The organism is Streptomyces sp. NPDC007971 (assembly GCF_042958635.1).
Lineage (GTDB): Bacteria > Actinomycetota > Actinomycetes > Streptomycetales > Streptomycetaceae > Streptomyces.
On the sequence record NZ_JBIBJK010000002.1, the window covers coordinates 529,989 to 544,156 of the forward strand.

The 14,168-nt window shown below is 72.9% G+C and carries 10 protein-coding genes and 1 tRNA gene; 4 read left to right on the forward strand and 7 right to left on the reverse strand.

Annotation, left to right across the window (positions count from 1 at the left end; genetic code table 11):
- Positions 1-43: 43 nt before the first annotated feature.
- Positions 44-115 (reverse strand) — tRNA-Gln (locus ACFZCP_RS06235).
- Positions 116-617: 502 nt separating this feature from the next.
- Here ACFZCP_RS06235 and ACFZCP_RS06240 point away from each other — a divergent pair.
- Positions 618-1,931 (forward strand): histidine kinase, encoded by a 1,314-nt coding sequence (locus ACFZCP_RS06240; protein ID WP_391424509.1) that lies wholly within the window; start codon positions 618-620, stop codon positions 1,929-1,931.
- 67 nt (positions 1,932-1,998) lie between these two features.
- Here ACFZCP_RS06240 and ACFZCP_RS06245 read toward each other — a convergent pair whose 3' ends face one another.
- Positions 1,999-2,493: an SUKH-3 domain-containing protein gene (locus tag ACFZCP_RS06245; protein ID WP_391424511.1), complete on the reverse strand. Its 495-nt coding sequence runs from the start codon at positions 2,491-2,493 to the stop codon at positions 1,999-2,001.
- Positions 2,494-2,688: 195 nt separating this feature from the next.
- A complete protein-coding gene (locus ACFZCP_RS06250; RefSeq protein ID WP_391424513.1) occupies positions 2,689-3,204 on the reverse strand; it encodes a YwqJ-related putative deaminase in 516 nt (171 codons plus the stop codon).
- Positions 3,205-3,490: 286 nt separating this feature from the next.
- Here ACFZCP_RS06250 and ACFZCP_RS06255 point away from each other — a divergent pair, with 286 nt between their 5' ends.
- Both ACFZCP_RS06255 and ACFZCP_RS06260 read left to right on the forward strand, forming a co-directional pair.
- On the forward strand, positions 3,491-4,510 hold the full coding sequence (locus ACFZCP_RS06255; protein WP_391424515.1) for an HNH endonuclease: 1,020 nt from the start codon (positions 3,491-3,493) through the stop codon (positions 4,508-4,510).
- Positions 4,511-4,519: 9 nt separating this feature from the next.
- Complete coding sequence (locus tag ACFZCP_RS06260) at positions 4,520-7,726, forward strand: SUKH-4 family immunity protein (RefSeq protein WP_391424517.1); 3,207 nt, start codon at positions 4,520-4,522, stop codon at positions 7,724-7,726.
- Positions 7,727-7,813: 87 nt separating this feature from the next.
- Here the strand turns inward: ACFZCP_RS06260 and ACFZCP_RS06265 are convergent, their stop codons facing one another.
- Positions 7,814-8,497 carry a DUF899 family protein gene (locus tag ACFZCP_RS06265; RefSeq protein WP_391424519.1) on the reverse strand — a complete coding sequence of 228 codons (684 nt, stop codon included), beginning with the start codon at positions 8,495-8,497 and terminating at the stop codon, positions 7,814-7,816.
- Positions 8,498-8,777: 280 nt separating this feature from the next.
- On the opposite strand from ACFZCP_RS06265, the gene ACFZCP_RS06270 reads away from it, so the two are divergent.
- On the forward strand, positions 8,778-9,749 hold the full coding sequence (locus ACFZCP_RS06270; protein ID WP_391424521.1) for a DivIVA domain-containing protein: 972 nt from the start codon (positions 8,778-8,780) through the stop codon (positions 9,747-9,749).
- A gap of 159 nt (positions 9,750-9,908) precedes the next feature.
- Here the strand turns inward: ACFZCP_RS06270 and ACFZCP_RS06275 are convergent, their stop codons facing one another.
- The 3 genes from ACFZCP_RS06275 to ACFZCP_RS06285 form a co-directional block, all read right to left on the reverse strand.
- Positions 9,909-11,519, reverse strand: coding sequence for a cation acetate symporter (locus ACFZCP_RS06275; protein WP_391424523.1), 1,611 nt, complete (start codon positions 11,517-11,519; stop codon positions 9,909-9,911).
- Positions 11,516-11,983 (reverse strand): DUF485 domain-containing protein, encoded by a 468-nt coding sequence (locus tag ACFZCP_RS06280; RefSeq protein WP_391424525.1) that lies wholly within the window; start codon positions 11,981-11,983, stop codon positions 11,516-11,518. Before ACFZCP_RS06280 ends, ACFZCP_RS06275 begins: the two co-directional genes overlap by 4 nt.
- Before the next feature lie 511 nt (positions 11,984-12,494).
- On the reverse strand, positions 12,495-13,991 hold the full coding sequence (locus ACFZCP_RS06285) for an MFS transporter (RefSeq protein ID WP_391424527.1): 1,497 nt from the start codon (positions 13,989-13,991) through the stop codon (positions 12,495-12,497).
- Positions 13,992-14,168: the final 177 nt, after the last annotated feature.

The following is a 14,168-nucleotide window of genomic DNA, read 5'->3' on the forward strand; positions in this document are numbered from 1 at the left end:
GACGGTGCTGTCAGGGCCCGGGGTCGGGTCTCGCGCGCTGTTGCTCCCCTGCCAGGACTCGAACCTGGAACAAATCATCCAAAGTGACCCGTGTTGCCGATTACACCACAGGGGATGGCATAAGTTACCTAAACGGACATTTGATCAATCCGTTGAGGCTGCGGCACCTACTATGCCGCACCATCAGCCCTCGATGCGACGGTACAAGTCGGCTCCCTTCGGGACTTTGATCACCAGACACCCTCGACAGGTCTCACCGACGTTCTTGCGGACCGTCTTGGGGTTGTGCGTGACGTTCTCGCGCCGGTCGCAAGGCTTGTCCTTCGAGCCCTTCCGGGCGATGGCTGCCGATTCCTCCGGGGTGCCGTAACGCCACCGCTCGCTAGCGCAACCCCTCGAAGTCCTCGTACCTGCCGTTCTTGCCGCCGTTCTTGCCGTGCACATGTGTCACAGGCATAGCGTCCGGGCGGAATGTGATGTTCCGGTGTCGAACGGGTGTGGTTCAGCGGTTCGAGGGATTCCTGTGGGTTCCGGCGTCATTCGATTACGGAGTGTGGTCCAGGCCAGTAGGCGAAAGTCACCGGAAATGCCGTGGTGCGCGCCCGTACGCTGGAGGCATGACCACGACGGGGGAAGAGCACGCCAGGGCCCTGACCGGCCCGTGGTGGTGGGCCAGGTGGCGCAGTGCGGTGCTCGACGGGAGTCTCGCGCTGGTGTCGGCCGTGGAGTGCGGCGCGGAGGGGATTCCGTTCGCCCGGGATGCGGGGATCCCGGTGGCGGTGGGGATCGTGTTCGGGCTGATCGCCGGTTCGGTGCTGCTGGTGCGCAGGAAGTGGCCGATCGCGGTCGTGCTGGTCGCGATCGCGATCACGCCGGCCCAGATGGGCTTCCTGATGGGCATCGTGGGCCTGTACACGCTGGCGACGTGTGAGCTGCCGCGCCGGATCATCGTGGCGCTGGCGGGGATGTCGTTGCTGGGCACGATGATCGTGACGCTCGTGCGGGTGCGGCAGGACATGGCGCGGGGGGATCTGACCCTCGGTGACTGGTTTGTTCCGTTTGCTTCGATCACGACGTCGCTGGGGCTGACGGCTCCGCCGTTGCTGCTCGGGTTGTACGTGGGGGCGCGGCGTCGGCTGATGGAGAGCCTGCGGGAGCGTGCGGACAGTCTGGAGCGGGAGCTTCAGCTGCTGGCGGAGCGTGCGGAGGAGCGGGCCGAGTGGGCGCGGAACGAGGAGCGGACGCGGATCGCGCGGGAGATGCATGACGTGGTCGCGCACCGGGTGAGTCTGATGGTGGTGCATGCGGCTGCGTTGCAGGCGGTTGCACGGAAGGATCCCGAGAAGGCGGTGCGGAACGCGGCGCTGGTGGGGGACATGGGGCGGCAGGCGTTGACCGAGTTGCGGGAGATGCTCGGGGTGCTGCGGGCGGGGGAGGGCGCGGGGGGTCGTGCGGCTTCGGCGCCGTTGGTGGCGGTCGGGGTGGCTGCTGCGGAGGCGGCGTCGCGGGCGGCCGGTGAGGACGGCGGTGTCGAGGGGCCGTGTCTGTCGGAGCTGGAGGAGCTGGTGGGGCAGTCGGCCGAGGCGGGGATGGTGGTGGATCTGTCGGTGCAGGGGGAGGTGCGCTCGTATGCGGCGGAGGTGGAGCAGACGGCGTACCGGGTGGTGCAGGAGGCGTTGACGAACGTCCACAAGCATGCGGCGGGTGCGAAGACGTATGTGCGGCTGGCGCATCGGGGGGAGGAGATCGCGATGCAGGTGGAGAACGAGCCGCCGCCGGAGCCGGCGTCCGCGTCGGCGGTGCGGTTGCCGTCGGGTGGCAATGGTCTGGTGGGGATGCGGGAGCGGGTCGTGGGGCTGGGTGGCGTGTTTGTGTCGGGGCCGACGGATGCGGGTGGTTTCCGGGTGTCGGCGGTGATTCCCGCGGCGTAGGCCTGTGGCGCCCGTGGCGGCCCGTGACGACCTGTGGTGTTCTGCGGCGTGCCGGGGCTCGGTGGGATCAGCCGGTGGTGAGGCGGGCGGGTTCCATGCCGACGACGAGGGTGGCCAGGGCGTGGTCGATGTCGGGGCCGACGTACCAGTCGCCGGTGTGGTCGAGGGTGTAGACGCGGCCCTGGGCGTCGATGGCGAGGAGGGCGGCGGTGTCGGTCTCCTCGCCGAGGGGGCAGACCTCGGTGGCGAGGGCGCGGCCGAGGTCGCCGAGGGTGCGGGCGAGGTGGAGGCCGTGGAGGGGGTCGAGGTGGAGGGTGGCGGGGGCGATCTGGCGGCCGGGGCCGGTGGGGGCGATGCGGAGGCCGCCGAATTCGGCCCATGCTTCGACGGCGGCGGGGAAGACGGTGTGCCGGTGTCCTGCGGGTGAGGTGTGGTCGCGCAGGGTGTCGGCCCAGATTTCCGCCTGCTTTATGTCCCAGCGTCCGGGTTGCCAGCCGGCGGCGCGCAGGGCGGCGTCGACGGGTACGGGGAAGCGCGTGGTGGAGGTGCGGTCGGGGTGCATCTGCCCTTCGATCGTCGTGCTTGCTGGGTCGTGCCGCGCGGTGCCGGGGCGGGTCGGCGGGTGCCGGGGTTCGGTCGCCGGTCCGGTGACCGGGTCGGTCGTCGGTGCGGTGGCCGGTCCGGTCGGTCGTCGGTGTGGTGGTCGGGCCGACGGGTCGTCGGTGTGCTGGTTCGTGGTCGGTTCTCGTTCGGCGGTTCAGTCTCCGGTGGTGGCCGGGTCGACGATGCGGACGCCGAAGTGGGAGCTGAGGGCGGTGCAGGCGCGGCAGGGGGTGGCGAAGCTGCCGTGGAGGGGGTCGCCGTCCTCGCGTATACGGCGGGCGGTGAGTTTCGCCTGTTTGAGGGTTTTGCGGGCTTCGCCGTTGGTCATGGGCTTGCGGGCGGACCGTTTGGAGCGGGCCGCGTCGGCGGCGGCGATGTGCCGGGAGATGAGGATGGTTTCGGCGCAGCGGCCGGTGAAGCGGTCGCGCTGCCCGCTGGTGAGGGTGTCGAGGAAGTCCTGGACGAGGGGGTGCAGGGGTGGCGGCTGGTCGCCGCGGGCGGCGGTGCCGGTGAGGGTGGCGCCGCGGACGGAGAGGGCCGCGGCGACGGTGGGCAGGATGCCGTCGCGGCGGTGGAGGAGGGCGGGGGCGGGGGGAGTATCTGTGCCGCTCCAGCCGATGCGAGGATCGCCGGCCCGCACGTCGTTACCTCCGGTCTGCAAGGTATTCATGATCGCCTTCCCCTCCCCGGGCGTCCCCCGAAGGACACAGAGTGCCAAATGCCGTGGCTGGTCGGGAAGCTGGGGCGGTGCGACACGCCCGGGTTTGGGCGGGCTGTCACGGCGGGGTGACGGCTGGTCACGGTTGTGGGGGGTCCGTGGGTGGCGGGATCCGGGGGCGGGTGGGCCCGTGGATGCGGTGGGCCGGTGACCGGGGTTCGTGTACCGCATAGGCTGTCGCCATCCGCGATCGACACCGCCGTTCAGGCCAGAGAGAACGCCGCAGGGGGCAACCGCCATGACGACAGGTCGGCTCGGGCTGGGGGCGCCGCCCAGCGGCCAGACCGGGGGACAGGCCGTGCCGCCGAACGCGGCCTACGCCGGGCAGGTCGTGCACTTCCCGGATCCGGTCCGGGCGGCACGTCACCCGAGAGGGGTACGGGTCGACGAGCGTGGTCACCCGGATTTCTCGGCGTACGCGCGTGCCGCGGCGGAGATCGCCGATCCGCCGGAGGGTTTCGGTGTCGACGAGTTGCGGCTGACGGACTATGTGTCGGCGAACGCGGCGCTCGCGGCGTCGGGGCACGAGTTGTGGGACACGGTGGCGGATGTGGCGACGCCGCACGGCTGGACGTGGCATCACGTCGTGGGTTCGCGGCGGCTGGAGCTGGTTCCGGTCGAGGTGAAGGCGTTGCTGCGGCACCACGGTGGGATCGCGACGGCTCGGGTGGACCAGGGCAAGCGGGGGACGCGGCCGTTGCAGGAGACGCGTCCGGCGCACTTCGGGCTGCCGAAGTCGGGTGTCGCGGTGACGGAGTCGCAGGTGCAGAGCGTCGAGGAGGAGCTGGGGTACCGGCTGCCCGGCGCGTACCGCTCGTTCCTGAAGGCGGCGGGCGGCTGTGCGCCCGTGGGCACGGCGCTGGTGGCCGAGTTGGGGCTGCTGCTGGACCAGCCGTTCTTCACGGTGCGGGAGGAGGCGGCGGTCAATGACCTGGTGTACGTCAACAAGTGTCTGCGCGACCATCTGACGAAGGACTATCTGTGCGTCGGCTTCGTGCAGGGCGGTCTGCTCGCGGTGAAGGTGAAGGGCGACCGGCTGGGGTCGGTGTGGTTCTGCGCGTACGACGATGCGCGGGACGTGGATCCGTCGTGGCCGCCGGCCGCGCGGGTGGAGCGGCTGCTGCTGCCGTGCGGTGACGATTTCGACGCCTTCCTGTCGCGGCTCGCGGGTAATCCGCCGGAGTTGGAGACGGTGGCGAACCTGATGGTGGACGGCGGTTTCGCGCGTGCCGTTCCCGTCTCTTCCGAGGGGGAGTGAGCTTCGGCGATGGTGACGTTTGCGCAGGCGCAGGAGCGCGCCGAGGAGTGGATCAACGGGGACGTCCCGGCGTACCAGCATCGTGAGGTGCGGGTGCGGGAGTTCGAGCTGGGCTTCGTGGTGTGGGGCGAGGACCGTGCGGAGGGCCCGCGTTCGGATGCGGGCGGGCAGCGGCTGGTGATCGCCCGGGACAGTGGCGAGGCGACGCTGTGGCCGGCGTTGCCGGTGGGTGAGGTGATCCGCCGGTACGAGGAGGAGTACGGCCGTGCGGACGAGGCAGAGGAGGCGGTGCCGGCGCCGCCTCCCGCGCGGGTGGACCTGAACCAGACGTCGTTCCTGCTGAGTCCACCGGAGTGGTTGCAGGAGGCGGCGGACAAGCTGGGTCTTCCGGACCGGCGTTCGGGGGAGGACTCGGGCGCTGCGGTTGCGGCTGCGGCCGGGGCTGATTCCGGTACGGGTGCGGGTTCGGGTGCCGGCTCGGGTGCGGGTGCCGGTTCTGGTTTCGGTGCTGGTGCTGGTGCTGGTGCGGTTGCGGCTGCTGCCGGTGGGGGTTCCGCCGGGGGCGGGGCGCTTGCCCAGACGCAGGCCGGGGTGCCTGGGGTGCCGGGCGCCGCGGCTGCTGCCGCGGCTTCGGGCCCGGCGGGTGTGCCTGGTGCGCCCGGCGTGCCCGGTGCAGCCGGTGCGCCCGGTGCACCGAGCGTGCCTGGTGCGGCGCCCGGTGCGCCGGAGGTGCCTGACGGGGCGACGCCGTGGGCCGGTACGGACACGAACGCCGACGCAGGTGAGGACCGCTCGGTGCCGTTGCCCGCGACGGTGTTCGCGCCTCCGTTGAGTGAGCAGGACGGCCCGGTTCCGCGGCCGCCCGCGGCGCCGGATGCGAAGACGGCACTGATGTCGGGGGGCAGTCACCTGCCCCCGACGGCCGTCGCACCGGCGCTCGATGCCCAGAACGTGCCGGGGGCGCAGAACTTCCCGCCACCGGGAGCACAGAACTTCCCGCCGCCCGCTGCACAGGACTTCCCGCCGCCGGGAGCGCCGTACGGCACGCCTGCGCCGGGCACCCCGGTGGCTCCGGGAGCCCCGGGCGTTCCGTCGAGCAGTACGCCTCCGCCGTCTGCGGGCAGTACCCCTCCGCCGCCTCCGGGTGCGCCGTCGTACGGCTACCCGCAGGGTCCGGCGGTCCCGGGCACGCCTCCGCCGGGCGCGCCGGTCTACTCCGCGGCGCCCGGCGCCCAGCCCCCGCCCCCTGCGGCTCCCGGTGTGCCGGGCGTTCCGCCGGGCAGCACGCCGCCCCCTGCGGGCAGCACGCCGCCCCCTGCGGGCAGCACGCCTGCGCCGCCTCCGGCCGGGCCGACGTACGGCTACCCGCAGGGTCCGGGTGCGCCGGGTGGCCCGCAGGTCGCCCCCGGTTACGGCTATCCGCAGGCGCCGGGCGGTGCCCCGCACGCGCCGCAGCCTCCGGCCGGTCCCGGGCGGTCGCTCGCGCCGAACGCCGGGGACATCGCGGACGCCGCGACGAGCAAGGCCGCGCCGCCGCCGCGCAAGGCGCGCGGTGGGGCGGGTGCGCCTCCGCCTCCGCCGGGCGTTCCTGGTGCGCCGGGCGCGCGTCCGGGGCATCCCGCGCCGCCCCCCGCGCCGGGGGTGCCCGGTGGGCCCGCGGGCGGGTACGTGCCGACGCAGCTCGTGTCCGCGCTCGGGCCCGAGGGGCCCGAGGGACAGGGCGTTCCGGGTGCTCCCGCCGGGCCGGGGGGTGCGCAGGTGCCGCAGGCTCCGGGTGCCCCCAACCCGCCCGGTGCGCCGGGTGCTCCTGGCACGCCTGCGGGCAACGTCCACCACGCGGCCACGGTGCTGGCCGACCCCAGCCGGCTGGGAGCGGGCGCGCCACAGGCTCCGGGTGCGCCGACGCCTCCTGGTGTTCCTGGTGTTCCTGGTGTTCCTGGAGCGCCGGGCGCTCCCGGCATGCCCCATGCGCCCGGCGTTCCCGGGGCTCCGGGCTTCCCCGGCGCCCCGCACCCCCCGGCCGGCCCCGGTGCTTCCGGAGGTCCGCACGGTGCCGTGCACCATGCGGAGACCATGCTGGCCGCGCCCCCCGTGGGCGGGCCGGGCGCGCCTTTGCCGCCCGCCCCGGGCGCTCCCGGCATGCCTGCGGGTGCTCCGCAGCCGATGCCGCCGGGTGCGATGGCGCCGCCGGGCGGTCCGCTGCCGGGACAGAACCCGTCGTACGGCTATCCGCCGCAGGCGCAGCCGACGGTGGGTCCGGGGTACCAGGCCGTGCTGCGCTACCGCGCGCAGGACGGTTCGGAGCAGCAGCTGATCCGGCGTTCCGCGCCGGGCACGCCGCACCCGGAGTGGCAGATCTTCCATGAGCTGCGGTCGATGAACGTGCCGCCGGACCAGGTGCTGGAGCTGCACACGGAGCTGGAGTCGTGCGAGCTGCCGGGTGCGTACTGCGCGCGGATGATCCGGGAGCAGTGGCCGCAGGCACGGATCACGAGCATCGCGCCGTACGGCACGGATCACGCGAGCCGGCAGCAGGGCATGCAGCAGTTGCTGGCGCACCAGGGCGAGTTGCACCAGGTGGCGGACGGGCCTGCCCGCCCGGCGCCGGTGCGGGCGCCGTTGCCGCCGGTGCAGGCCGCGCCGCCCGTCCCGCCGGAGGCGATCGCGCAGGAGCTGGCGGCGGCGTTCGGGCCGGGGGTCTTCCGGTTCGAGCAGCAGGCGGTGTCGCGGCAGGGTGTGCCGCCGATCGTGGCGCACACGCTGGTGGTGGCCGGCCTGCCGGTGGATCTGGGCCCGTTCTTCTGGGCGCAGGCCCAGCCGGGCCGTCCGGTGCCGACGCTGGCGGAGCTGGCTGCCGAGCGCGGGGTGCAGCCGGCCGCGGACGCGGGCTCGTACCTCGTCATGGGCACCGACTTCGGCAGGGCGCTGTGTGTGCAGTACGGCACGGCGAACATCGTGGCCGTGCCGGTGGAGGCCGGGCCAGGTGGTGCTCCGGTGCCGCCGCAGTTCGTGAACACCGGGCTGCCGGAGTTCGCGCGGTGCCTCGCGCTGCTGGGCCGGATGTGGCGGCTGCGGCTCGGTCTGAACCAGGAGCAGGCGGGCCGCTGGACCGTCGACTTCCAGGCGCAGCTGGCCGCCCTGGACCCGGCGGCGCTCGGTTCGCCGGAGGGCTGGTGGTCGGTGCTGCTGGAGCAGCTGTGGGACGGACTGCTGTGAGGCAGGCGCCGTAGCCTCGGTGCGGCCGGGCGGTGTGGTGTGGTGCCGCGCGGTGTCTGCGGCGTCCCGCCGTTCCGGCGATGCTGCTCAGTAGTCCAGTCCGGCGAACCATTCGCCGCGGCCGTCCGGGGTCAGGTCGAGCAGGTGCCAGACGGGGGTGAGCAGGTCGATGCCGCGCTGGTCGATGTCCTCGGCCATGCGCGGGTGCATGGAGTAGAAGTGGCGGACGGTGCCGTCGCCGTCCCGGGTGAAGACCGAGACGGTCGAGTCCTGTTCGCCGTTCTCGTCCTCGCTGCCCAGGTCGTACTTGAAGGTGCTGTCGTCGCAGCTCAGCAGGCGCAGACCGGTCCAGCCGCGGTTGCGGGCGTGGGCGCGCAGGGTGGGCAGGTCGGCGGCGGCGGCGATGGCGAGGTCGGCGTTCTGGGCGATGTGGCGGGCGACGCCGTTGTAGCCGTCGATCCACATCGTGCACATGGGGCAGGCCTCCTTCTGGAGCTTGCCGTACATGAAGTGATAGATGATCAGCGGCCGGTCCGGGGCGGTGAACAGCTCGCTCAGGGTGACCTCGCGGGCCGGCGCGTCGCCCGCGTCGAGGTCGGCGGGGCCCTCCAGGAAGACGTAGTCGTCGACCGGCGGACCCGGCGGCAGTGCCCGGCGCCGGGCCGCCACCTGCTCGCGGTGGCGCATGAGCTCGATCTCGGCGAGGCGGAGTTCTTCACGGGCGGCGAGGTAGTCCGCGGACTCGCCGGGCAGTCGGGTGTGCCGCAACATCGCGTCCTCCTGGGTGGGACCCCCGGATGGGTCGAGTCTAGGGCCGCTCCACCGCCGTCGCCGGAAGCACGCGCGGCCCGGCCCGGCGCCCGCTGCACGGGACGCACGGCCGGTACGGCGCGTACGGCGCGCGCGGGGCGTACGGCGCGCACGACTGTACTGATCGCGACCGGCCGTGACGTCCGGCCGGAGTGTCGCGTTATGAGCCTTTCCACCCCGTACATCAAGATGTGCGCGAAATCATCGTCTCGTGGTCCGTTCGGTGGAGAGGGGTTCCAGGATGAGCGGCGCACCGGTATCGCCCCACGGCTTCGGCTTCGCCTTCACGGCCGGGCGTGGGCGTGGTTACCGTCCCGACCAGGTCGATGCGTACGCCACCGCCCTCTTCGACGACCGGGACGCCGCGTGGGAACGGGCCGCGCGGCTGACGGTGCTCGCGCGGCAGATGGAGGAGGAACTCCTGCGGCTGCGGGAGGTCGTGGCCCGGCTCGCGCCGCAGACGTACGAGACGCTGGGTGAGCGTGCGCGTCAGATCTTCCAGCTCGGGCAGGAGGAGGCGACGGCGGTCCGCGAGGGCGCACGGCGGGAGGCGCAGTGCCTGGCGGACGAGGCGCGCGCGTACGCGGAGAGCCTGCGGAGCGAGGCGCAGGCGTACGCCGATGCCCTGTGCGCCGAGGCGGACGAGTTTGCGCGGCAGCGGCTGCTCGCGGCGCGCGCCGAGGAGGACCACATCCGTGTCTCCACCCGGCGCGAGGTGAAGGAGGGGCGCAGCGAGGCGCTCGCCGATCTGCGGGAGACGCGCCGGCGCTGCTCCGTGATGCTGACCGGGCAGCAGGAGGAGTTCGTCGGCCGACTGGCCGAGGCGGAGCGCGAGGCGGAGGAGGGTTTTGCCGCACTCGACGTCCACTGCACGGAGCGGATCGCGCGTGCCGAGGCCGAGCTTGCCGAGGCCGAGCAGACGCTCGCCGATGCCCGGCACTCCGAGGACCGGTGCCTGGGCGAGGCACGCGCGCGTGCCGACGAGATGCTCGCGGAGGCGCGGGCGCGCGAGGAGCGGATCGCCCGGGAGACGGAGCGGGTGCTGCGCGAGCACGGGGAGACGTGGGACGAGGTGCAGGCCCAGATGGACCATGTGCGCAGCAGCCTCATGACCCTGACCGGGAGGGTGCCGGTGGAGGTGGACTGGGAGGGCGGCGGGACGGAACCGGTGGAGCCGGACTGGGAGGACACCCGGAGGGCACCGGTGGAGTAGAGCCGGGGACGCAGCATGTGGAGAGCGCCGGTGGAGCCGGGAGGGCGTCGGCGGAGCGAGGCCGGGAGCGTGCCGGTGGAGAACGGGGCCGGGAGGGCGCCCGCGGAGCGGTGGGATGCGCTCGCGCGGGCGTACGCCCCCTCGCCGGCACCGTGGGTGTCAGCCGCTTCTGCGCACCGCCCCGGCGAGGATCCATCCCTCGACCGCCTCGTACTGGCGGCGCTGTTCCTCCGCCTTTCTGCGCCCCGAGACGACCGTGCCCGCCCAGCCGAGGGCGAAGCCCAGCGGGATGGTGACGAGCCCCGTGGTCGTGAAGGGGAACCAGTTGAAGTCGGCGTCCGGGAACAGCGCGGTCGGTGAGCCGGAGACCAGATTGGTGCCCGGCATCAGCGCCAGCACCGCCAGCGTGCCGCCGATCAGGGTCCACAGCAGGCCCGCACGGGTGTAGCGGCGCCAGAAGAGGCCGTAGACGAGGGCCGGGGCGATGGCGGAGGCGCCGAGGCAGAAGGAGAGCGTCACCAGGGGCTGCAGATTGCGGTGCTGGACCTGGGTGGACAGGAGGATCGCCGGGATGCCGACGGCCAGCGCCGAGACGCGGGCCAGGGTCATCTCGCGGCGGGCCGGCATCTGTGGGGCGCGGGCCGCGAAGACGTCGTGGGCCAGGGAGTTGGCGCAGGCCAGGATCATGCCGGCCACCGAGGCCAGCAGGGTCAGGAAGATCGCGGTCGTCACCGTCGTGAACAGCAGGGTCTCCGCCGTGGACACGTCCGGGCCGAAGGCCGCCCTCGACCCCAGCAGGTACGCCGTGTTGCCCTGCGGGTCTGCGGCCGCGATCGTCGCGCGTCCGATCAGTGCGGTCGCGCCGAAGCCGACCACCGTGACCACCAGCACGAACAGCGCGACCGCCGACACCGCCCAGGACATCGAGCGCCGCACCTGACGGGCGCTGGAGGCGGTGTAGGTGCGCATGGTGATGTGCGGCAGACAGGCGCCGCCCAGGACGACGGTCAGCTCCGAGGTGATCATGTCCAGGCGTGGATTGGTTCCGCCCGCGAACTCCAGGCCCGAGTGCAGGAAGGCGTCGCCGACCCCGCTCCGCTGCGAGGCCGCGTGGAACAGCGCACCGGGGTCCCAGGCGAACTGGCGCAGAATGAGGACGGCGACGACGGCGCCGGAGCCCAGCAGCATCACGATCTTCAGGATCTGGATCAGGGCGGTGCCCTTCATCCCGCCGATCGCCGCGTAGCTGATCATCAGCAGGCCCAGCCCGACCACGCATCCGGTCTTCAGCGAGTCGTTGGAGAAGCCGAGGATGAACGCCAGCAGTTGTCCGGCGCCCGCGAGCTGGACGAGCATCAGCGGCAGCAGTGCCGCGATCGTCACCGCGCACGCCGTCATCCGCACCGCGCGGCCCGGCATGCGGCGGGCCAGCGCGTCGCCCATCGTGAACCGGCCCGCGTTGCGCAGCGGTTCGGCCAGCAGGAACATCAGCAGCATCAGCGACAGGGTCGTGCTCAGCGCCAGCACGATCCCGTCGTAGCCGCACAGCGCGATCACTCCGCCCGTGCCCAGTACGGACGCCGCGGAGATGTAGTCACCGGCGATGGCCAGGCCGTTGCGCATCGGCGACAGGAACCCGTAGCCGGTGTAGAACTCGTCCAGGCCGTCGCGGTCCGGGCCGGTCATCACGCACAGCAGCAGCGTGATCGTCGCCACCGAGGTGAAGGCGACCAGTGACATCGTCTGCGCGGAGTCGCTGAAGCCCGTCATCGGCCGGCCTCCCGTCGTGCGTCCACCTCGGCGAGTCTGCGGATGCGGTCCGCGAGCGGGTCGACGTAGCGCCGGGCGGTGTGCTCGTAGAGCGCTATCGCCAGCCAGGTGACGGGGAGCTGGGCCAGGGCGAGCAGCAGTCCGGTGGGCAGGCCGTCCACCGCACGGCTCGTCATGAACGAGGGGGCGAACGCCGACAGGACCAGGAACAGGCTGAAGTAGCCGAGCGCCGTGAGCCCGGCCACGCGGCGCTGCCAGCGGGAGGCCGAGCGCAGGATGCGCAGGTCGCTGTGGTTGCCCAGGGCGGGGGGCGGGGTGCGGCGCGGGGCCGGTTCGGGGGCGGGTTGCTGGGGCTGCCAGGGGTAGGTGAGGTGCGGCGGCCCGGGCTGGTGGGCCGGGTACGGGTGCGTCGGGTTGGGCTGCCGCGGTGGGTACGGGTACGACGGGGACGGTTCGTAGGACATCCCGGTCTCCTTGCGTGGCTCGGGTCCGTGGCGGCGGACCGCAGGGAGTTTGGGGGGTGCGAGCCACGCACGCTACTCGCCCGTAACCGGAACGCGGAAGCTTTTCACCAAACTGGCCAGTCGGTACGCGCTTACTGTGCCGGTACGTGCTGACCTGGGGTGTTACCCCGATTAACTCAGACCTTTGAAACGGTGCCTCGGCGACGGGAGCGGCGCCTTCGGTGACGAACCCCGGCCGGACGGGGCAAGGAGGACGATCGCCGCGTACCGCTCCCTCGGCCTGCCTTCCGCGCGGACTCCCCTGGTCCGACCTCCGCGCGAACTCTTTTCGGCCTGCCTTCCTCCCCTCGCTCCGGCCTCCGCGAGGAGCCCCTCGGTCCGGCCTCCGCCGACCTCGCCGGCGTGCTCCGCCGTCCGCCGGTCCTGCCCTCCGCGATGTCGCCGCGCGCGTGGACGGCAGGCGGGGGGAGGGTGCCCGGCGGGTTCCTCGGGGCTCAGCCCTTCAGGACGCTCAGTCCTTCAGGACCGGGAAGCGGCGCGGTGCGAGGAGCAGCAGTACCAGGAACGCCAGCGCCGCCGCGCAGGACGCCCCCGCGTACACGGCGTGCACCGCCTCCGCGACGGCGCGCCGCGTGGCCTCGGGCGCCGTACCGGAGGCCAGCCCGCGCGTGACGGAGTCCAGGTCGCCGGCGCCGCCCAGGCGCGCGGCCAGGACGCCGTTGGCCACCGCGCCGAAGACGGCCGCGCCGATGGTCTGGCCGGTCTGGCGGCAGAAGAGGACGGACGCCGTGGTCGTACCGCGTTCCGCCCAGCCCACTGTCGACTGCACGCCCACGAGCAGCGGGAGCTGGAACAGTCCCAGCGCCGCCCCGAGGAGCGTCATCAGCAGCGTCGGCTGCCATGCCGCCCCCGGGTACGGCAGGAACGGAAACGCCAGCAGGATCAGCGCCGCCGCGCCGATGCCGAGCATCGCGGTGTTGCGGAAACCGATCCGCCGGTACACGTGCTGGCTGAGCGCCGCCGACACGGGCCAGGTCAGCGTCCAGACGGAGAGCACGAACCCGGCGGCGACCGGAGTCAGGCCCAGCACCGCCTGCGCATAGGTCGGCAGGAAGACGGTGGGAGCCACCATCAGCAGGCCCAGCGCGCCGAGCGCCAGGTTGACCGCGGCGATGGTGCGGCGGCGCCACACCCAGCCGGGGATGATCGGCTCGGCCGCCCGGCGCTCGACGACGACCACCAGCGCCACGAGCGCGAGCCCCGTGGTGAACAGCGCGAGGGAGGGCGCGGACCACCACGGCCACGCAACCCCGCCCTGCACCAGCGCCGTCAGCAGTACGCCCCCGCACGCGAACACCGCCAGCGCGCCCGCCCAGTCGATGCGTGCTCCGGTGCGCAACTCCCGTGCCGGCTCGTGCAGATGACGCACCACCAGCCACAGCGCCAGGGCGCCGATGGGCAGGTTGACCAGGAAGATCCAGCGCCAGTCGGCGTAGGCCGCGAGCACGCCGCCGATCGCCGGTCCCGCGATCGCCGACACCGCCCACACCGTCGACAACTTGGACGTGATCTTGGGGCGCTCCTCCAGCGGGTAGATGTCGGCGGCGAGTGTCTGCACCGTGCCCTGGAGCGCGCCGCCGCCCAGGCCCTGCACGACGCGGAAGGCGATCAGCGCGCCCATGTTCCAGGCGAGCGCGCACAGCAGGGAACCGAGCAGGAAGAGGCCCGCGCCGGCGATCAGCACCGGCTTGCGGCCGAAGGTGTCGGAGAGCTTGCCGTAGACGGGGAGCGTGACGGTGACGGCGAGCAGATAGCCGGAGAAGAGCCACGAGAAGACGGAGAAGCCGCCGAGGTCGCCGACGATCTGCGGGACGGCCGTCGAGACGATGGTGGCGTCGAGCGCCGCCAGCGCCATCGCGAGCATCAGGGCGGCGACGACGGCGCCGCGTCGGTTTGGTGCGGTGTGCTGCGCGGCGGCGTCGCGTATCGCAGGCTTCGTACCCCCCACGGGATTCCTTCCCCTTGCATCGATCGGCCCCGCACCAGCTTCCCACTTGACCCTCACGCGACGGGAGGGTGGAGCCTTGCTGGGCCGGAGGGTGGAGTCGACCCCGAGATGGACTCCACCCGGCGGTGGACCACCCCTAGGGGTATCTCCGTACTACGGCTCGGGGAGGGTTCGTAC